This window comes from Hyalangium versicolor (assembly GCF_020103695.1).
GTDB classification, from domain to species: Bacteria; Myxococcota; Myxococcia; order Myxococcales; family Myxococcaceae; genus Hyalangium; species Hyalangium versicolor.
The window spans coordinates 242,585-260,517 of the sequence record NZ_JAHXBF010000009.1 but is presented as its reverse complement, the minus strand read 5'-3'; the positions used below and the strand labels follow the sequence as shown (position 1 = coordinate 260,517).

Sequence of the window (17,933 nt, the reverse complement as noted above, 5' to 3'; positions counted from 1 at the left end):
TCTCCTTGCGTGGAAGAGGCTACTTCAGCAACTCGCCGCGTTCCGCCTTCTCGACGAGCGAGGCAGGAGGCAGGAAGTGCTTTCCATAGCGCTCCGCGAGCTCGCGCGCGCGGGTGACGAAGCCGCGAAGCCCCGTTCCGGTGCGTCCCTCATAGCCGTTCATGAACTGGACGACACCGCCGGTCCACGCCGGGAAGCCGATTCCCAGGATGGAGCCGATGTTCGCGTCCGCGGCGGAGCGCAGCACGCCCTCGTCGAAGCACCGCACCGTGTCGATGGCCTCGGCGAAGAGCATCCGCTCCTTCATGTCCTCGAAGGGGATGGTGTAGCCGGGCTTGGTGTAGTGCTGGGCGAGCCCCGACCAGAGGCCCGTGCGCTTGCCATCCACGTAGTCGTAGAAGCCGGCGCCGGTGGAGCGGCCCTTGCGCTGGTACTGGTCGATCATCGCGTCCACGACGGCGTAGCTGCCATGGTCCAGCCAGGGCTGGCCCGAGGCCTCGACGGCGGCCTTGGTCTCGAGGCGGATCTTCCGCGGCAGCGTCAGGGTGAGTTCGTCCATCAGCTGGAGAGGCGCCGCGGGGTAGCCCGCCTGGAGGCCCGCCTGCTCGACGGACGCGGGGGAGATGCCCTCGCCCACCATGGCGATGGCCTCGTTGAGGAAGGTGCCAATCACGCGGCTGGTGAAGAAGCCCCGGCTGTCGTTGACGACGATGGGCGTCTTGCCGATCTGCACCGCGATGTCGATGGCCTTCGCGAGCGTGGCGTCGCTCGTCTTCTTGCCCGCGATGAGCTCGAGCAGCGGCATCTTGTCCACGGGGGAGAAGAAGTGCATGCCCACGAAGTCGGGCACGCGCTTCACGCCCTCGGCGAGCAGGGTGATGGGCAGGGTCGAGGTGTTGGAGGCGAGCACCGCATCCGGGGAGACCACGTCCTGGATCTCCTGGAAGACCTTGTGCTTGAGCTTCACGTCCTCGAAGACGGCCTCGATGACGACATCGCAGCCCGCGAGCGCGGAGGCATCCGCGGTGGGCTTGATTCGCGCCAGGAGCGCCTCACCCTTCTCCTTGGTGGACTTGCCCTTCTGGACGGCCTTCTCCACCAGGTTGGCGGAGTACTGCTTGCCCTTCTCGGCGGAGGCGAGGCTTACGTCCTTGAGCACCACGTCGATGCCGGCCTTGGCGCACACGTAGGCGATGCCAGCGCCCATCATGCCGGCGCCGAGGATGCCGACCTTCTTCGCCGCGTACTGGGGGAAGCCCTTGGGACGGCCGCCGCCCGAGTTGATGTGCTGCATGTCGAAGAAGAACGCCTGGATCATGTTCTTCGCGACCTGGCCGGTGGCGAGCTCGACGAAGTAGCGCGACTCGATGGCGAACGCGGTGTCGACGTCCACCTGGGTGCTCTCGACGGCCACGGCCATGATGGCGCGCGGGGCCGGCATGTTCGCGCCCTTGAGCTGCTTGCGCAGGTTGGCGGGGAACGCGGGCAGGTTCGCGGCGAGAGAAGGAGAGGACGGGGTGCCGCCCGGGATCTTGTAGCCCTTCTGGTCCCACGGCTGCTGCGCTTCCGGATTCGCCTTCACCCAGGCCTTGGCGGCGGGCAGGAGCGCGTCGACGGAGCCCACCACCTCGTGCACGAGGCCGATCTCCTTGGCCTCCTGGGGATGGTAGCGCTGGCCCTGGAGGAGGACCTTCATCAGCGCGTCGGTGATGCCGAGCATGCGCACCGTGCGGACCACGCCACCGCCACCGGGCAGCAGCCCGAGCGTTACCTCGGGGAGCCCGACCTGCGCGCCCTTGACGTCGGCGATGATGCGGCGGTGACAGGAGAGGGCAATCTCCAGCCCGCCGCCCAGCGCCGCGCCGTTGATGGCCGCGACCACGGGCTTGCCCAGCGTCTCCAGCGTGCGCAGCTGGGCCTTGATCTCCATGCCGAGCTCAAAGGTCTGCTTCGCGTCTTCCTTCTTCACCTGGATCAGGTCTTTGAGGTCGCCGCCCGCGAAGAACGTCTTCTTGGCGGAGGTGATGATCACGCCCTTGATGTCGGCCTTCTCCTTGACCAGCCGATCCACGGTCGCGCGCATGGACTTCACATAGGCGGCGTTCATGGTGTTGGCGGATTGGTTCGGGTCATCCAACGTCAAGACCACGATGCCGTCGGAGTCTTTTTCCCAGCGGATGGTGTTCTGCTCACTCATGGGTTTGCTCGAATCCTGTCTTGTCGAAAGTAGGAGAGAGAGGAGGAATCAGACGCGCTCGACGAGGGTGGCCACACCCATTCCGCCGCCGACGCACAGGGTGACGACCGCGCGGCGAGCCTTCCGCCGCTCCAACTCGTCCACCACGGTCCCGAGGATCATCGCGCCCGTGGCCCCCAGCGGGTGGCCCATGGCGATCGCGCCGCCGTTGACGTTCATCTTCTCGCTCGGGATGCCGAGGTCCTTCTGGTACTTGAGGACCACCGAGGCGAAGGCCTCATTGAGCTCGAAGAGGTCGATGTCCTTGATGGACAGGCCGGCGATCTCGAGCAGCTTCTTGGTGGCCGGAATCGGGCCGGTGAGCATGATGGTCGAGTCCGCGCCGGAGGTGGCGACAGCCGCGATGCGCGCCCGAGGCGTGAGGCCCAGCGCCTTGCCCACCTTCTCCGAGCCCAGCAGTACGAGTGCCGCACCGTCCACGATGCCGGACGAGTTACCCGGCGTGTGCACGTGGTTGATCTTCTCCACGAAGTGGTACTTCTGCAGGGCCACCGCGTCGAAGCCGCCCATCTCGCCGATGGTGACGAAGGACGCGTTGAGCTGGCCGAGCGAGGCCACGGTGGACTCGGGGCGCATGTGCTCGTCCCGGTCGAGCACGGTGAGGCCGTTCTGGTCCACCACCGGGACGACGGAGTTCTTGAAGTAGCCGTTCGCCCAGGCCTTGGCAGCGCGCTCCTGGGACTGCGCGGCGTAGCGGTCCACGTCCTCGCGGGTGAAGCCCTCGATGGTGGCGATCAGGTCCGCGGAGATGCCCTGCGGGACGAAGTAGGTGTCGTAGTTGGTGGCGGGGTCCATGGCCCAGGCGCCGCCATCCGAGCCCATGGGGACGCGGGACATACTCTCCACGCCGCCCGCGATGACCAGCTGCTCCCAGCCCGAGCGAACTTGCTGAGCGGCCAGGTTCACGGCCGACAGTCCGGAGGCGCAGAAGCGGTTGAGCTGAACTCCACCCGTGGTCTCCGGCAGGCCCGCCGCGAGTACGAGCGTCCGGGCGATGTCCGCACCCTGGTCACCGACCGGGGAGACGATCCCGAGCACCACGTCGTCGATGCGCTTGGGGTCCAGGCCCGGGTTGCGCTTCTTGAGCGCATCCACCAGGCCAACGAGGAGGGACAGGGGCTTGGTCCCGTGCAGCGCGCCCTTCTTGCCCTTGCCGCGAGGGGTGCGAACGGCGTCGAAGATGAAAGCTTCCTGGGTCATCGGGGGTTTCCTTGGGAAACGGTGGATGGAGGCTACAAAGAACGGGCGACGAGCTCTTTCATGATCTCATTCGCGCCGGCAAGAATCCGTAGGACGCGGGTGTCTGCGAACAAGTGGGCAATCGGATACTCCTTCATGTAGCCGTACCCACCAAACAGCTGCAAGCACCGGTCCGCGACGATGCATGCCTGGTCGGTCACCCAATACTTGGCCATGGCCGCCGTGGTGACGTCGAGTTCGCCCTTGAGGTGGTTCTCGATGCACGAGTCGATGAAGGTCCGGCACACCCGGCTCAGGGTGGCGCACTCCGCGAGCTCGAAGCGGGTGTTCTGCAGCGCGAAGAGCGGCTTGCCGAAGGCCTGACGCTCCTTGGTGTAGTCGACGGTCAACTGCACGGCCCGCTCGATGCTCGCCATCGCGATGACGGCCGTGATGAGGCGCTCCTGGGGCAGTTGGTTCATCAGCTGGATGAAGCCCTGTCCCTCCACGCCGCCGAGCAGGTTGACGGCGGGGATCTTCAGGTCATCGAAGAACAGCTCGGTCGTGTCCTGGCCCTTGCCGCCGAGCTTGTCGAGGATGCGACCCCGCTCGAAGCCGGGCGTCGTATCGGAGACCTCGGCGCACAGCAGCGAGATGCCCGCGTGACCCTTCACCTCGCTCGTCCGCGCGACGATGATGAGGAAGTCGCAGACGCGGCCATTGGTGATGAACGTCTTCGAGCCGCTCACGCGGTAGAAGTCCCCATCCCGCACCGCCCGGGTCGAGACGGCCTGGAGGTCCGAGCCCGTTCCCGGCTCCGTCATCGCGATGGCGCCGACCCACTCGCCACTGGCGAGCTTGGGCAGCCACTTCTTCTTCTGGGCCTCGGACGCGTAGGCGAGGATGTAGTGCGCGACGATGGAGCAGTGCACCGCGAAGCCCATCGAGGGGTCTCCGGCGCGGACCTGCTCCTCGGTGAGGATCGTCTCGTGCGCGAAGGTACCGCCGACGCCGCCGTAGGCCTCCGGGATGGACATGCACAGCAGCCCGAGCTCACCGGCTCGCCGGTAGAGCGCCTTGTCCGGATGGCCCTGGGCCACGTGCTTGGGCACGTTGGGGAGGACCTCTTTCGTGAAGTAGGTGGCCGCGAGTGAGCGCACCTGCTCGAGCTCGTCCGAGCTCCAGGGGGAACGTTTCGTCATGTCTGCTTTTCTCCGCTCATGTGCAGCACTGCTAGAGCCCGAACGTCTTGCCGATGATGTCGCGCTGGATCTCGCTCGTGCCGCCGAAGACGGTGGAGATCACCGTGGCGCGCAGATGCGACTCCATGTCGTATTCGAGGGCGTAGCCGTAGCCCCCCAGCATCTGCATGCCCTCGATCGCCACGCGCTTGGCGGTCTCGGTCGTCTTCAACTTCGCCATCGAGGCCTCGCGAGGGAGCATCCGGTCGGGGGCCTCGTCCGCCATCGCGGCCACGCGGTAGACGAGCAGCTCGCAGCAGTCGAGCTCGGTGGCGAGGTCCGCGATCCGGTGCTTGAGCGCCTGGAAGGAGCCGATGGGCTTGCCGAACTGCTTGCGCTCCTTCACGTACGCGACGGCGTCATCGAATGCGCGCCGGCCGCGGCCGAGCATGCTGGCGGCGAGGATGAGCCGCTCGCCGTTGAGCCCGGCCATCATCTGGGGCCAGGCCTGGTCCACGGCTCCGACCACGGCGCTCTCGGGAACGAAGCAGTCGGTGAAGAACACGTCATTGACTTCCTTGCCCGCCATCGTGGGGATGCCCCGGATATCCATCCCCGGCGTGCCCGCGGGGACGCAGAACATGGTGAGGCCCTCGTGCCGCGAGCTCGAGGCGAGGGTGCGCGCTACCAGCAGGATGTGGTCCGCGAAGTGCGCGTTCGAGCACCACGTCTTCTGCCCGTTGATGATGTAGCCGCCCGGTGTCCGCGTCGCGCGGCAGGTGATGGCCGCGGCGTCCGAGCCGGCTCCAGGCTCGGAGATCGAGATGGCCTCGACGCGGCCTCGGGTGATGCCGCCGAGGACCTTTTCGCGCTGGGCCTCGGTTCCGAACTTCGCGTAGGGGCCGGCGGAGACCGCCGTGGTGACATAGCCGCCCACCGGGGCCATCCAGTAGGAGGTGCGCTCGGTGAAGATACAGATGTCGGTCATGCCTCCGCCCGAGCCGCCATACTCCGGCGCGATGCCCGCCCCGAGCCAGCCGAGCTCCGCCATCTGCGCGTAGAGGGCGGGGCTGTGGGCCTCGGTGCCGTTCCGGGTCAAGGCGTCGCGCTGCGCGCGAGTGCCGACCTTGGAGCGGCAGAAGGTGTCGATGGCGGAGGCGAACGAGGCGTGCTCCGGTGTTCTCACATGCATGAGGTCCTCGGATGAGCGGGGGAAGGGGTCAGGTGTTCGCGTAGAGCGTGGCGATGCGCTCGGCGTATTGCTGGAGGATCACTCGGCGCTTGAGCTTGAGGGTGGGGGTGAGCTGGCCCGTCGCGGGAGTCCACACCTCGGAGACCACGGCGAAGCTCTTGACCTGCTCCGCTCGGGACAGCCGGGTGTTGATCGAGGCCACGAGCGCCTCGATCTCCGCTCGAACCGTCGGCTCGCTCACGAGGTCGGCGATGGATTGTGTCGAGAGACCACGTCCCTTGGCCCAGACCGGTGCGATCTCCGCGTCGAGGGAGATGAGCGCTGTCACGTAGGGCCAGCCGTCGCCGATCGCGATCGCCTGGGCGATGAGGGGATGGGCGCGCAGCAGGCCCTCGATCTTGGTCGGCGCGATGTTCTTCCCGCTCGAGGTGATGAGGAGTTCCTTCTTGCGGTCGGTGATGGTGAGGTAGCCGTCGGCGTCGAGCGTGCCGATGTCACCGGTGGCCAGCCAGCCCTCCGAGTCGACCGCGCTGACGATCTGGCCATTCGCGGCGAGATAGCCGAGGAACACCACGGGGCCGCGGACGAAGATCTCCCCGTCCGAGGCCAACCGGATCTGAAGCCCGGGGATGGCACGACCCACGGCCCCCACGCGGAAGTCCTCGGCGGTGTTGATGGTGGCGCAGCCTGTGGTCTCGCTCATGCCCCAGACTTCGAGCACCTTGATTCCGAAGCCGCCGAGGTATTCGAGCACCTCCACGGGAATGGGCGCCGAGCCGCTGCTCGCCCACTGGAGCGCATCCAGCCCTATCATCCGTCGCAGGGGCTTGAGGACCTTGGCGTCCGCCTCAGCCGCCCGCTGCGCGAGCTCCGGGGGCACGGCCTTCCCGGCGCCTTCGAGCCGGAAGGCTTCCAGGGCCACCGCATGGGCGGCGAGGAGGGGCTCGCGTTGAGCGGGTTCGAGCGCGCCCACCTTCGCCCGGAGGCCCGCGGCGAGCTTCTCCCAGACACGCGGCACACCGAAGAACGCGGGAGGCCGCACCTTGGCCAGCAGCGGCACCACGCCCGTGGGATCCGCACAGATGTGGATGTGCAGTGCCTTGTAGAGCGCGCGGTAGAAGCCGAGTTCGCGCTCCGCGATATGGGCCAACGGAAGATAGGCGACGGAGGGAACCTGCATCGGCACGGGAGCGGCAAGGTCCACCGCGATCGCCTCGTAGAAGGCGTTGCGGTGGCTCAACACCACGCCCTTGGGATCGCCGGTGGTCCCCGACGTGTACATCATCGCGATCGGATCCTCGGGCCGGACGGTCCTCCAGCCGTCCTCGAAGACATTCGGGTTCGCCTGGTGCAGCTGGCGTCCCTGGACCTCGAGCTCCGCGAAAGAAAAGAATCGGTCATCCCCCTGCGGCACGGCCGATGCGTCGATGACGATGACTCCCTTGAGGGCTGGGAGCGTCTCGAGCACCGGCTGCCAGCGGGCAATCTCGTCGGCGCCCTCCAGCACCACCACCGTGGCGCCGCTGTGCCGGGCGACGTAGCTCACCTGCTCGGTGCTCAGGGTCTGATACGCGGTGCAGGGGATGGCGCCGAGATGGACCGCGGCATGATCGATGATCCAGTGCTCTGGCCGGCTGCTCATCATGATCATCATCCGCTCGCTTCGCTTCAACCCGAGCGCCGCGAGCCCGCGCGTGAGGGCGGCGATCCGTTCTCGCAGCTGGGCCCAGGTGAGCGTCGAGTCTCCGGCGGTGAGCGCCGGAGCGCCCGCGTATTCTTCTGCATTGCGCTTGAGCAGGAGCGGCAGCGTGAGCTTGTCCGCCCTTGATTGGCACTGCGCTTCCAGGTCCGCGAGCGACGCCCCCATGGGTACCTCCTCCGACTTGATGAGCTACATGTGCTGATCTGTTCCTCTTCAGGGATCGACGTAGAGGTCGAGGATGATGTCCGAGCCGCCCCCGTAACGGCTGAAGTCGGTGACGCCTTCAGCGCGGAGCACCTCTTCGTCGATGAATGTCTGCCCGGTGCAGTCGCGCGGTGGGCGCTGAAGGATGGCCACCGCCGCGTCCGCCATGATCTCGGGCGAGCGAGCCCGCTGCATGGACGCGTCGCCTCCGAGCAGGTTCTTCACGGCGGCGGTGGCGATGAGCGTCCGGGGCCAGAGGGCATTGGCGGCGATGCCCGCGTCCGCCAGCTCCGCGGCCCAGCCGAGCGTGAGCAGGGTCATCCCGTACTTGGCGAGCGTGTAGGCCGGGTGCTTGCCCATCCAGTGCGGCGCGAGGTTGATGGGCGGCGAGAGCGAGAGGATGTGCGCGTGGGGCGAGCGCCGCAGGTGCGGAATCGCCGTGCGCGTCAGGAGGAACGTCCCCCGGAGCTGGATCTGCTGCATCAGATCGAAGCGCTTGATGGGCAGCTCCTCGGTCTTGAGCGGAGCGAGGGCGCTGGCGTTGTTGACGCAGAAGTCGATGCCGCCAAAGCGCGCCACCGTCTCATCCACGGCCCGCTGCACGTCCGCCTCGTCGCGCACGTCGCCCACCACCGCGAGCGCCTTGCCTCCCGCGGCTTCGATCTCGGCGGCCGCCGTGTGCACCGTCCCGGGCAGCCGCGGATCCGGGGTGTCGGTCTTCGCCAGGAGCGCGACGTTGGCCCCCAGCCGCCCCGCCGCGACGCCGATCGCCAACCCGATGCCTCGGCTGCCTCCGGACATCAGCAGCGTGCGCCCCGCGAGTGGCTTCGAGCTCATGGCTGGTTCCTTCATCGCTTGGGACCTGTCTTTGGCGTCTTGGCGCCGGCGCGCTCGGGGCCCGCCTGCTGTGCGAGCTGGGGGAACACGTCGCGCACGATCGTGATGAGCGCTTCGCTCAGGAGCAGGTGCGCGTCCTCGCGGGAGAGCGTTCCGCCGCGAATCCACTCGCGGATGGTGGCCTTCACCAGGCCTGCGTAGGAGCGCATCATCGCCCGCTGCCGCGCGTCGCTTCCGACTTCGACCTTGAGGCCCAGGAACTCGAGCGTCTTCGTGGAGGCCACGTCATCCGACTCCAAGATGATGCGCTCGACTTCCGGATCCGAGCCGATGCCTCCCATGCCGGTGACCGCCACGTAGGTCTTTCCGTGGGTCTCCACCGTATCGAGGTACCATTTGACGCTGCGCTCGACGCGCTCGCGCAGAGATCCTGTCATGGGCACGCTCTCCTCCAGGCCGGGCATGAGCAGCATCCGCTTGATGACCTTCAAGTAGAGGTCCCGCTTCTGCCCGAAGTAGTGGTTGAGCAGTCCGCGCGCGACGCCTGCCTCCCGGGCGATGTCCGTGGTCGAGACCTCCGAGTACGGGCGCTCACCGAAAAGGCGCACGGCGCACTTGAGGATCTGCTCCCGGCGCTCGTCCGGCTCCAGCCGCTTCCAACGGGGTGCGCTGGTGGAGCTCATGACTTGCGCTCCTGCCAGGGCAGGAACGCTGGCAGATCCTGCTCGAGCGTCCGGGTGAACTTCGCGGGCCGCTTCTGCAGGAAGGACATGACTCCCTCCACGGCGTCCGCGTTCTGGCCTAGCGTCGCGATGAGCCGGCTGTCGAGTTCGAAGGCGGGCTCGGGCGAGGGCAGCGCGCTCATCCGGTAGAGCGCCTGGCGGATGACGGCCACGGACACGGGCGCGGTGTTCTCGACCAGCTCGCGCGCGAGCGCATAGGCGGCGTCGAGCAGGGCCTCCGGCTCGTGGAGCGACTTCACGAGGCCCGCTGCGAGCGCCTCTTCCGCCGGAATCAGCCGGCCACTCACCATCCAGTCCAGCGCGCGCCCCATTCCCACGAGGCGCGGCAGGAACCAGCTCGAGCCCGCTTCCGGGTAGATGCCACGGCGGCTGAAGACGAAGCCAAAGCGGCTGTCCTTCGCGGCGAGGCGGAAGTCCGCGGGGAGGAGCATCGTCGAGCCCACGCCCACCGCGGCGCCTCGGACCGCGGCGATGACGGGCTTGCGCAGCGAGAACATCCGGCGCGTCACCCGCGTGGCCGGTTCCACCCAGCCGTTCTCCGGCAGCTCGAGGTTCGCTGCCTCGAACGAGCGGCCACTGAGGTCCGCTCCCACGCAGAAGTCCTTACCGGCCCCCGTGAGGATGACGACGCGCACGTCCTCGTTGTCGTCGGCGGCTCGGAGCGCGTCATCGAGCTCGTCGGCCATGGTGACGGTGAAACCGTTCCGGGCCTCGGGACGGTGCAATTCCAAGGTGGCGACCCGGTCCGCGACGGAAGACCGGATGTGTTGGTAGCTCATGGATGGGGCCTCCTCGCTCCTTCGAAACGATGATGGGAGCTTGTTGGCAGAGTGTCAACAGCGGGCTCTCGCGCCGTTGACCGGTGGACCTGAAGTGAGAACCTGTGCTGCGGCGCGCCAAAACAGTGACATAGGCTGCCGCGCGTGAGCGACATCACCGTCTATCAGCCGGACCTCCTTTATCGATTGGGCCGGTTTCACGAGGGCAGTTCCCTGCAGGTTGGCGCGGATGGCCGCGTGCTTCCAGAGGGGCCCCTCCCCCAGGGGGCACGAATTGTCCGATTGCCGGGGCGAGCGCTGCTGCCGGGGCTTGTCAACGGACATTCCCATGCGTTCCAGCGCCTCATCCGTGGCCGCACGGAGTATGTGGCGTCTGGCAGCGGCACGGACGACTTCTGGAGCTGGCGCGAGGCCATGTACCGCGCCGCCGAGGCCCTGAATCCCGAGGAGGTCTACACCGCATCGCGTCAGGCCTTCCTGGAGATGGTGTTGGCGGGCATCACCTCGGTGGGGGAGTTCCACTACCTGCACCACCAGCCGGATGGCCGCCCCTATGTGGAGCGCAACGCGCTGGCGCACGAGGTGATCCGCGCCGCGCGGGACGTGGGGTTGCGCATCGTGCTGCTGCGGGTGGGCTATGCGCGCGCGGGCTTCCGGGTGCCGGAGAATCCCCGGCAGCGGCGGTTCATCGACAAGGACGTGGATGCCTACCTCTCCTCGGTGGAGGAGCTCGTCCGGGAGATGGAGGGACAGGCTGGGGTGAGCGTGGGACTGGCACCTCACAGCGTGCGCGCGGTGCCGCGAGAGTGGCTCACGGTGCTCGCGGGAATCCGTGGGCAGCTGCCCGTGCACATGCACGTGGCTGAGCAGCCCAAGGAGATCGAGGCGTGCGTGGCCGAGTATGGCTTGCGCCCAGTGGAGCTGCTCGAGGAGCTGGGGCTGTTGGAGGAGCGGTTCACGGCGGTGCACGCGGTGCACGTGACGGGAGAGGAGGCGCGGATGCTGGGCGAGGTGAATGCGTCCGTCTGCGCGTGCCCCTCCACCGAGCGCAACCTGGGGGATGGCATCGTCCCCGCGGACCGGCTGGTGGGCGCGGGCGCGCGGCTGTGCCTGGGCTCGGACAGCCAGGCCACGGTGGATCTGCTGGACGAGGCGCGGCAGCTCGAGGGGCACCTGCGGCTGTCCCGGGTGCGGCGCGCGGTGCTGGATCCGGGCCATGGCACGGTGGATGGGCTGGCGGCGCGGCTGTTCGAGATGGGCACGGTGAATGGTGCTCGGAGCCTGGGGCTGCCCACGGGGGCGCTGGTGCCGGATGCTCCTGCGGACTTCTTCACGGTGGACCTGCACCACCCGTCGCTCGTGGGGGCCAGTCCCTCATCGCTGCTGGCGGGCATCGTCTTTGGCATGGACAAGGCGGCGGTGCGTGAAGTGGCTGTGGACGGAAGGCTCGTGGTGAGGGACGGTCAGCACCCACGGATGGAGGAGTCGGGTCGCGACTTCCATGCGCTGGCTCGGAGGCTGTACTCGTGAATGACACGCTGCCCGCATTGCGGGCCCTGCTGACGGATCTGGTTGCGCTGGACACCACCTCGGTGCGCCCCAACGCGCCGCTCATCGACTATGCGCAGACCCGGCTGGAGGGCGCGGGCTTCGTGGCTGAGCGTCAGCGCTATACGGATGAGGCGGGCGTGGAGAAGGTGAATCTGGTGGCGGTGAAGGGCGGAGACGAGGGACGCGCGGCGCTGGCGTTGGTGGGGCACTCGGACTGCGTGCCGTATGACGCGGCGTGGACGGACGCTCTGCGGCTGACGGAGCGGGACGGTCGGCTCTACGGACGGGGCGCGTGCGACACCAAGGGGTTCATCGCCTGCGCGCTGCACGCGGCTCTCCGCGCTGAGCGGCTGAAGGCTCCGCTGATGGTGGCGCTCACGGCGGATGAGGAGATTGGCCTGGTGGGCGCCAAGAAGCTGGCGGAGGCGGGGAAGGGGAGGGCACGGCACGCCATCGTGGGAGAGCCCACGCGGCTGGTGCCGGTGCGCGCCAACAAGGGCTACTGCCTGGGAGAGGTGGAGGTGCGCGGCAAGGAGGGGCACAGCGCGTACCCGGACACGGGAGCGTCGGCCATCTTCCGGGCCGGGCGCTTCCTGCACCGGCTGGAGCAGGTGGCGCTCACGGTGCTGCGCGAGGAGAGGGACGAGAGCTTCGAGCCGCCGTACACCACGGTGAACGTGGGGATCATCTCGGGGGGGAAGGCGAAGAACATCCTCCCGGGCGTGTGCCGCTTCACGGTGGAGTGGCGTCCCATTCCGGGGCAGTCACCGCAGCGGGTGGTGGAGCTGATGGAGTCCATCCGCCAGGAGCTGGTGAAGGCCGAGCCGGCTTATGAGGCGCATATCCGAGTGCTGCGCACGGACAGTGGAGTGAGCACGCGGCCGGACGCGGAGGTGGTGCGCTTCCTGGCTGAGGCCACGGGCAACGCGCCCGAGACGGTGTCCTTCGGCACAGAGGCGCCGCAGCTCACCGCACTGGGCGCGGAGGCGGTGGTGTTCGGCCCCGGAGACATCCGGATCGCCCACCAGACGGGCGAGTACGTACCCATGGAGGACCTCGTCCGCTGCGAGGCGGCGCTCTCTCAGGCCATCACCCGATTCTGTGGGCCGGGCGGTGGATGAGCCAATAGGTCAGGGAAATCGACTTACCCATTTTTCCGCTGGCCAGAGCGAGGCTCCGGGGCTTCGGGAGAGGAAGTTGAGAGGGGGAGTCAGCGGCAATGTGGTGAGACATTGGCCTACATGGCCGACGGCGTGAGGGCTCCGAACTTATTTTCCACGTGCGTGGAAAGTGCCTCTGCTCCGCCTTCAACGGGCCAGTCCACCCGCGTGGACTGGTACGTAGCTCTCCCCGGTCTCGGACTATTTCGAGGGAGGTCCAGAACGCGCGGCATGTTCGTACCGACACCAATGAAGGTGTCTTCAACATCGAGGCCGCATGAGTCCGAACAACTGGCAGGAGTACCTGTACTGGGTGGTGCGCATCGGGGCGATCATGTTCCCCGCCGCCTGGGGGATCTTCGACATCCTCACCCGCGGGAAGTGAGAGTTACGGGGGCCGGTGGAGGGGATCCCACCGGCTTCCCCGCAGAAAAAAGGCGCTCGCCCCGTGGGAGGCGAGCGCCGTCCTTCTCCGGAAACGCCGGTTCTCAACACCCGTTGGAGTTGATTCAGGCGACACGCCGGCCGAGGTCCGGCGTGATCCACCGAGTCACGAGGTAATTGCCAGGACGCCGTCGATACATGTCGCCCGTGGTGGCCTCGATCAGGAAGAAGCCGCGCTTGTCCAGCCCTTCGATCCAGGCGTGGCCGCCGGACGAGGAGCCGTTCCAGTACGTGCCGACGGTCACCTGGGCGGCCATGCCGACAGCCGCGAAGAGTGAGACGCCGAGGATGGTGAGATCCTCGCAGTCCCCGCCGCTCCACGCGAGCGTGTGGGAAGGAGCGCTCCAGTAGTCGAGAGGGCCGTTGGGGTCCGGCTCATATGAGAGCTTCCCGCTGCTCAAACGGGAGCGGAGCCACTCAGCCACCTGCTCGGCAAACGGCCGCGTGTACTGGGGGACGAAAGGAGAGGGCGTCCGGGTGATGAACTGGTCCACCTCGTTGGGGCGCACCAGGTACTGAACGGCGATGGCCTGAGACTTTTCGCTGCCGTTGATCTTCAGATAGTTGTTGCTCGGGATGATGTACTTGAAGTTCATGTGAGTTTCCTTGTTGTGAGGAGCGCCTCTCCGGTGTTTCCAGCGGAGCGGCGTGGGTGAACTAGAATCCGCGGGTGAGGAACGGGATGCTCCGCGGCGTGGTCATGTCGCAGGCCAGGTGAGAGACGTACCCGGCCGGCAGTCCTGAGACGAAGCCAGCCGCAACGTGAAAGAGCAGCTCCAGCAGGTCGTCCTTTGTGGAGGGCTGGCCGTTCGCCTTCAGCAGCGCAGCACGCTGTGCCGCTTCGCCCGCGAGTTTGCGGAAGGCATCAGCGGGGGACACCTGCTTCTGCACCATGCCGTAGGTGATGGTGCCCGCCGTGGTGAGGCTGTGGAACGTGGAGCGGTGGTGGCTGTGGATCGCGGGCTCGATCACATCCGGAAGACGCGAACCCACGACACCTCCGAGCGCCCCGCCCACCACCTCGGCGAGGTTGTTGAGCGGCTTCTGATCCTTCGGCGCGCGGACGAGGGCGTAGGTGCCACCGGCGAACGCGCCAACAGCGGTATGAGTACGTCGGGAAGACATAGGTGTTCCTTTCCCCTGGCTGGGGTCGTAACGAATCGTTGGTAGGGTCCACCCCGCCTCGAACGAGGCGGAGTGGTTTCATCTCGGGAAGTCCCCGCCGGTGTCCCCGGCGGCGACGTGAATGACCTGGGCGCCGGCGGCGGTGTCGCCGCCGGACCCCTCAACGCCGTCTAGGCGTTAGGCGCGACGAGCGCGGACCAGAAAGGCCCACGATTCGTAGCCGTAGTCCCGGGCGTGCAGGATCTTGCCGCTCCGCCAATGACGGAAAGACGGACAGAAGACCCAGCGCCAGCCGGGAGGGGCGGGCTTGCGGGTAAACGTACCCATTGCCTGTCCTCCTGTTGGAGACAGTTGGGCCGCCCAGTTTCCGAGGAGCACTTGACGATCACCCTTTAAGTTGACAAAAAGGGTGTGGATCTACGTCCGTCTTGCTCAAAGTCGGGCGGCTTCACTTCAGGGTTCCCGCGGCGGCAACCGCGGGGCCCTGCTCTTCAAACTAGATTAGGTCGCGTGTCTCTCCTCGCCCTCAGCGCACCAGCTTGAGGCGCTTGAGGTGCCAGAACATCATCTTCTCGCTCACTTGGTAGATGCCGGCCATCTCCTTGATGCTGAGGTGGGCCACCATGTTGATGGTGCGGCGTGGAGCCAGGATGCAGCCACCGAGCGCCCACGCCTGCCACTCCGCGTCCATGTAGGGCGGCACCTCCGAGCGGGCCACCCGCGCCAGCAGGTGCTTCGCGGTCGGCAGGTTCCGGCGTCGCCGGATGACCGGCACGTGCAGGAGCGCGTGGCCGAACTCATGCGCCAGTGTCGCGCGGGCCAAATTGGCCCGGGGCCCACCTTCGATGAGATTGTCCCAGAGATCATCCCGGAGGAGGATCTCGATGGATGTCGAGCCCGAGGGATCGGTCAAGGCGAAGTTGTTGCCCAACTCCACGACGTGCGCGGGCGTCACGTGGATGCCCCGCTGGGGCAGCACGGCCTCCGCCAAGTGGAACACGTCCACGGCCATCGGCTGGACGAGCGCATTCGGGCAGAATTCGGAGAGGAACGCCTCGCCCAGGCTCTCGATGGTGGACATGCGCAGCGGCGGCATGGAGATGGTGTCTTCACCCTTGAGGTCGCTCACTACTCGTCCTCCCCCTTCAGCAGCCGCATGAGCTGATTGATCTCGTCAGTCTTCAGATCCTGCTTCGCGATGCGGCGAGCCAGGGCGAGACCCAGTTCCTGGTACTGCGGGGGCGCATCCTCCAAAGCGAGCTGGACCGGTTTCGTCTGCGCGGCCTTGCGCTCAAGCTCGTCCTCAGTGATGCCCGGCACCACCTGGATGAGGCCAGGCCACCACTTCTTGTCCAGGGGACCGCGCACACCGCGCTCGACCTCGCCCAGGTAGACGTGCGTCACGCCCACGAGGTCGGCCACGGTCCGCAGGCTGAGTCCAGCCTCGACGCGGCGCTGCCGGATGTAGTTACCGAAGAGAGAGTCACCCATGGTGGCTCCTGGAAGGCGAGTGCATTCCTGGTAACCTACCGCCTTCCAGCCTGCCAGGTCAAGCCTACTCGCTGGGGGGCCATGAGTGCTTAACCAAGCCCTGCATGGCGTGTTGCGTCAGAATTGCGCGATGGAGCGCAGGGGGAAGAAAAGGCCAGTCATCCCCGACTCTTACATCATCTCAAAGACGTGGCCTACCTGGATCATTCACGCGCGTATCGAATGTGTTCGACGTGATCCGGTGAGTCCGATGGAGGCGTTGGCGCAGCCGGTTCTCACGGGTTGAGGCACTTCGACTCACCACCCTCACCCGGCACTGTGAGGGCCTCAAGGTGGATGCGGCCCACCTCCTCAAGCCCCTCACCAAGGGGCAGTAGGGCGAAGGGTTACTTCTACCTGGAGCGGGTGTGGCTCAATCCAGGTAGAAGCCGGCCAAGTACAGCCCTCGTCTGGTTACCTCCCCAACGCTGGAGCCTCAGTTTCTCGGATGGCTTGTTTGACCCAGGGAGCCCCCCAGTGCGGTGTGCTCCGTCGGGGCAGGGAGCCTCAGTTTCTCGGATGGCTTGTTTGACCCAGTTGGGGTCGCCGCCGACCTGCCGAAACGAGCCCAAAAAATGGGTAAGGACGAAGTCAGGGATACGATGGGCAGATGGCTCGAGCGAGAGCTTGCGCACTGATGAAAAGGCACGCGATGCTGAATCGCTGTCTGGCCGCGGTTCTGGTGGGGCTCGCGTGGGGCTGTTCCACGACGCCACCTGGAGGACTGGTGGGAGTGGTGGAACCCAGGCCCGGAGAGGTCATCACGAGTATCCCGGGCCCCATGCCGGGCCGCAGCGCGTACGCGACCGTGGATGAGGCCATCTTCGCGGCTTGCCCTCTCATCATGAGCCAACCGCAGGCCTCGATCCCCGTTCCTCCAACGCATCAGAACTTCGAACTGTATTGGAAGCTGTCCCGGGAATACTGCGCGTGGCTGTACGCAGCCGATGGACACGATGTCGAGATGAGCCTCTTTGCGGTGAGCGCTGTCCAGGATGACCCGAGGAAGCGGCAGTGCAAGCTCCCGGCTTATGTGGATGACCCTCGCTATCCGAGCGACAGCCTCTCCTACCTGGTCATTCTCCACAGCCACCCATTCGATGGCCCCCTTTCCAGGAGGGATCTCCAGTTCCTGGTTCAGATGGCACAGCTCCATGGGTTCACCCCCATGGTCAAGGGGAAGAAAGTATCCATCAGCATCGTGGCCTTTTTTGGGCAAACCCAAGACGGAAGGGGCACCTGCGAGGGCTTCTACCAATATCTCCCGGCTCGAAATAGCGAGCTCGTCAAGGTGACCGTCACGGAGGATGGGCACTGGAGCCGCACCCTCATGGGGCATGTCCGATGGGCCAGCGAAGAAGACTTCAGCATCGAGCCATGAGGGGCGTGCCATGAAGGCGAAGGCAACCTTGCTGCTCTGGATCGTTCTCCTGGCCTGCGCGCACCAGCAAGACGATTGGCGCCAGCATCAAGATCGAAGCATTCAAATGCCTGAGTTCGGTTCTGCGGCGAAGGTGGATGTGCTCATGGATGGAGCCACGCTTCGGGCCCTCCAGGTCGCCGCGGAGGATTTCTTCCCACCCTCCGACAAGCCTCTTCCCTGCGCTCAAACCCAGGCCGCGCACGATTTCGAGGTCGTTCATGAGGGGGACATCATCTTCGTGCGGATCTCCGAGAACCCACGGCACTGCGGCGAGAAGTACTACGGGTTGGATGGAGCGGTGAGGTACGCGATCAGTAAGGAGGGGCGAATCCTCCGCCGCGTTTTCGATGGAGAACCTGAAGGGACGGATTCACCGGACGCTGGCCTGTCTCGACCCAGTGAAGAGCTGCCCGTCCGGCCAGATGGAGGAGGGCCCATTCTCGACATGAGCGTTCAATGGGATGAGACCCGCACCCCTTTTGGGCGCTTGGATGGTGGAGTGGTTGCCCCACGCCTGGATGCGGGCGCCGCCAGCCCACCCTGAGCGCTTCATCGTTTGCCTGCGCAGAGGGCAACCAGAGGAGCAAGCACACCCTGGCTGCCTGCCGTGTGGGCAGCTGTCTGCC

General features: G+C 66.6%; 16 protein-coding genes. 4 read left to right on the top strand and 12 right to left on the bottom strand.

Going from position 1 to position 17,933, the window contains the following annotated elements; genetic code table 11:
• Positions 1 to 19 precede the first annotated feature (19 nt).
• From KY501_RS20475 to KY501_RS20440, 8 genes are read right to left on the bottom strand one after another with little or no spacing between them, the layout of a single operon-like run.
• Positions 20 to 2,197: a 3-hydroxyacyl-CoA dehydrogenase NAD-binding domain-containing protein gene (locus KY501_RS20475; protein WP_224364894.1), complete on the bottom strand. Its 2,178-nt coding sequence runs from the start codon at positions 2,195 to 2,197 to the stop codon at positions 20 to 22.
• 48 nt (positions 2,198 to 2,245) lie between these two features.
• Positions 2,246 to 3,457: an acetyl-CoA C-acetyltransferase gene (locus tag KY501_RS20470; RefSeq protein ID WP_224364893.1), complete on the bottom strand. Its 1,212-nt coding sequence runs from the start codon at positions 3,455 to 3,457 to the stop codon at positions 2,246 to 2,248.
• Between the two features lie 32 nt (positions 3,458 to 3,489).
• Positions 3,490 to 4,638, bottom strand: coding sequence for an acyl-CoA dehydrogenase family protein (locus tag KY501_RS20465; protein ID WP_224364892.1), 1,149 nt, complete (start codon positions 4,636 to 4,638; stop codon positions 3,490 to 3,492).
• A gap of 31 nt (positions 4,639 to 4,669) precedes the next feature.
• Positions 4,670 to 5,809 carry an acyl-CoA dehydrogenase family protein gene (locus KY501_RS20460; RefSeq protein WP_224364891.1) on the bottom strand — a complete coding sequence of 380 codons (1,140 nt, stop codon included), beginning with the start codon at positions 5,807 to 5,809 and terminating at the stop codon, positions 4,670 to 4,672.
• Positions 5,810 to 5,837: 28 nt separating this feature from the next.
• Positions 5,838 to 7,676, bottom strand: a complete 1,839-nt coding sequence (locus KY501_RS20455) for an AMP-dependent synthetase/ligase (RefSeq protein WP_224364890.1) — start codon at positions 7,674 to 7,676, stop codon at positions 5,838 to 5,840.
• A gap of 48 nt (positions 7,677 to 7,724) precedes the next feature.
• The gene (locus tag KY501_RS20450) at positions 7,725 to 8,552 is read right to left on the bottom strand and encodes an SDR family oxidoreductase (protein ID WP_224364889.1); all 828 of its coding nucleotides are present in this window, start codon (positions 8,550 to 8,552) and stop codon (positions 7,725 to 7,727) included.
• An 11-nt stretch (positions 8,553 to 8,563) separates the two neighbouring features.
• Positions 8,564 to 9,235, bottom strand: coding sequence for a TetR/AcrR family transcriptional regulator (locus tag KY501_RS20445; protein WP_224364888.1), 672 nt, complete (start codon positions 9,233 to 9,235; stop codon positions 8,564 to 8,566).
• Positions 9,232 to 10,074 carry an enoyl-CoA hydratase-related protein gene (locus KY501_RS20440; protein ID WP_224364887.1) on the bottom strand — a complete coding sequence of 281 codons (843 nt, stop codon included), beginning with the start codon at positions 10,072 to 10,074 and terminating at the stop codon, positions 9,232 to 9,234. The genes KY501_RS20445 and KY501_RS20440 overlap by 4 nt, the downstream gene beginning before the upstream one ends.
• 144 nt (positions 10,075 to 10,218) lie before the next feature.
• On the opposite strand from KY501_RS20440, the gene KY501_RS20435 reads away from it, so the two are divergent.
• Together KY501_RS20435 and argE are read left to right on the top strand one after the other, a co-directional pair.
• A complete protein-coding gene (locus KY501_RS20435; protein WP_224364886.1) occupies positions 10,219 to 11,604 on the top strand; it encodes a formimidoylglutamate deiminase in 1,386 nt (461 codons plus the stop codon).
• Positions 11,601 to 12,746: an acetylornithine deacetylase gene (argE, locus tag KY501_RS20430; RefSeq protein WP_224364885.1), complete on the top strand. Its 1,146-nt coding sequence runs from the start codon at positions 11,601 to 11,603 to the stop codon at positions 12,744 to 12,746. Before KY501_RS20435 ends, argE begins: the two co-directional genes overlap by 4 nt.
• A 548-nt stretch (positions 12,747 to 13,294) precedes the next feature.
• Here argE and KY501_RS20425 read toward each other — a convergent pair.
• The 4 genes from KY501_RS20425 to KY501_RS20410 form a co-directional block, all read right to left on the bottom strand.
• Positions 13,295 to 13,825 (bottom strand): transglutaminase domain-containing protein, encoded by a 531-nt coding sequence (locus KY501_RS20425; RefSeq protein WP_224364884.1) that lies wholly within the window; start codon positions 13,823 to 13,825, stop codon positions 13,295 to 13,297.
• 61 nt (positions 13,826 to 13,886) lie between these two features.
• Positions 13,887 to 14,354 (bottom strand): metal-dependent hydrolase, encoded by a 468-nt coding sequence (locus KY501_RS20420; RefSeq protein WP_224364883.1) that lies wholly within the window; start codon positions 14,352 to 14,354, stop codon positions 13,887 to 13,889.
• A gap of 526 nt (positions 14,355 to 14,880) precedes the next feature.
• On the bottom strand, positions 14,881 to 15,483 hold the full coding sequence (locus KY501_RS20415; RefSeq protein WP_224364882.1) for an ImmA/IrrE family metallo-endopeptidase: 603 nt from the start codon (positions 15,481 to 15,483) through the stop codon (positions 14,881 to 14,883).
• Positions 15,483 to 15,845: a helix-turn-helix domain-containing protein gene (locus KY501_RS20410; RefSeq protein ID WP_224364881.1), complete on the bottom strand. Its 363-nt coding sequence runs from the start codon at positions 15,843 to 15,845 to the stop codon at positions 15,483 to 15,485. Before KY501_RS20410 ends, KY501_RS20415 begins: the two co-directional genes overlap by 1 nt.
• Positions 15,846 to 16,536: 691 nt before the next feature.
• On the opposite strand from KY501_RS20410, the gene KY501_RS20405 reads away from it, so the two are divergent.
• Both KY501_RS20405 and KY501_RS20400 read left to right on the top strand, forming a co-directional pair.
• Entirely contained in the window at positions 16,537 to 17,265 is a 729-nt protein-coding gene (locus KY501_RS20405) for a hypothetical protein (RefSeq protein WP_224364880.1), read from the top strand.
• A gap of 106 nt (positions 17,266 to 17,371) precedes the next feature.
• Positions 17,372 to 17,851 carry a hypothetical protein gene (locus KY501_RS20400; protein WP_224364879.1) on the top strand — a complete coding sequence of 160 codons (480 nt, stop codon included), beginning with the start codon at positions 17,372 to 17,374 and terminating at the stop codon, positions 17,849 to 17,851.
• The last annotated feature ends 82 nt before the right edge of the window (positions 17,852 to 17,933 follow it).

Excerpts from the sequence above, each read along its gene's own strand:
- KY501_RS20445 (WP_224364888.1), bottom strand. The coding sequence starts at position 9,235 with ATGAGCTCCACCAGCGCACCCCGTTGGAAGCGGCTGGAGCCGGACGAG.
- KY501_RS20405 (WP_224364880.1), top strand. The coding sequence starts at position 16,537 with ATGCTGAATCGCTGTCTGGCCGCGGTTCTGGTGGGGCTCGCGTGGGGC.
- KY501_RS20470 (WP_224364893.1), bottom strand. The coding sequence starts at position 3,457 with ATGACCCAGGAAGCTTTCATCTTCGACGCCGTTCGCACCCCTCGCGGC.
- KY501_RS20455 (WP_224364890.1), bottom strand. The coding sequence starts at position 7,676 with ATGGGGGCGTCGCTCGCGGACCTGGAAGCGCAGTGCCAATCAAGGGCG.
- KY501_RS20465 (WP_224364892.1), bottom strand. The coding sequence starts at position 4,638 with ATGACGAAACGTTCCCCCTGGAGCTCGGACGAGCTCGAGCAGGTGCGC.
- KY501_RS20450 (WP_224364889.1), bottom strand. The coding sequence starts at position 8,552 with ATGAGCTCGAAGCCACTCGCGGGGCGCACGCTGCTGATGTCCGGAGGC.
- KY501_RS20475 (WP_224364894.1), bottom strand. The coding sequence starts at position 2,197 with ATGAGTGAGCAGAACACCATCCGCTGGGAAAAAGACTCCGACGGCATC.
- KY501_RS20400 (WP_224364879.1), top strand. The coding sequence starts at position 17,372 with ATGCCTGAGTTCGGTTCTGCGGCGAAGGTGGATGTGCTCATGGATGGA.
- KY501_RS20460 (WP_224364891.1), bottom strand. The coding sequence starts at position 5,809 with ATGCATGTGAGAACACCGGAGCACGCCTCGTTCGCCTCCGCCATCGAC.
- KY501_RS20440 (WP_224364887.1), bottom strand. The coding sequence starts at position 10,074 with ATGAGCTACCAACACATCCGGTCTTCCGTCGCGGACCGGGTCGCCACC.
- KY501_RS20425 (WP_224364884.1), bottom strand. The coding sequence starts at position 13,825 with ATGAACTTCAAGTACATCATCCCGAGCAACAACTATCTGAAGATCAAC.
- KY501_RS20420 (WP_224364883.1), bottom strand. The coding sequence starts at position 14,354 with ATGTCTTCCCGACGTACTCATACCGCTGTTGGCGCGTTCGCCGGTGGC.
- KY501_RS20410 (WP_224364881.1), bottom strand. The coding sequence starts at position 15,845 with ATGGGTGACTCTCTCTTCGGTAACTACATCCGGCAGCGCCGCGTCGAG.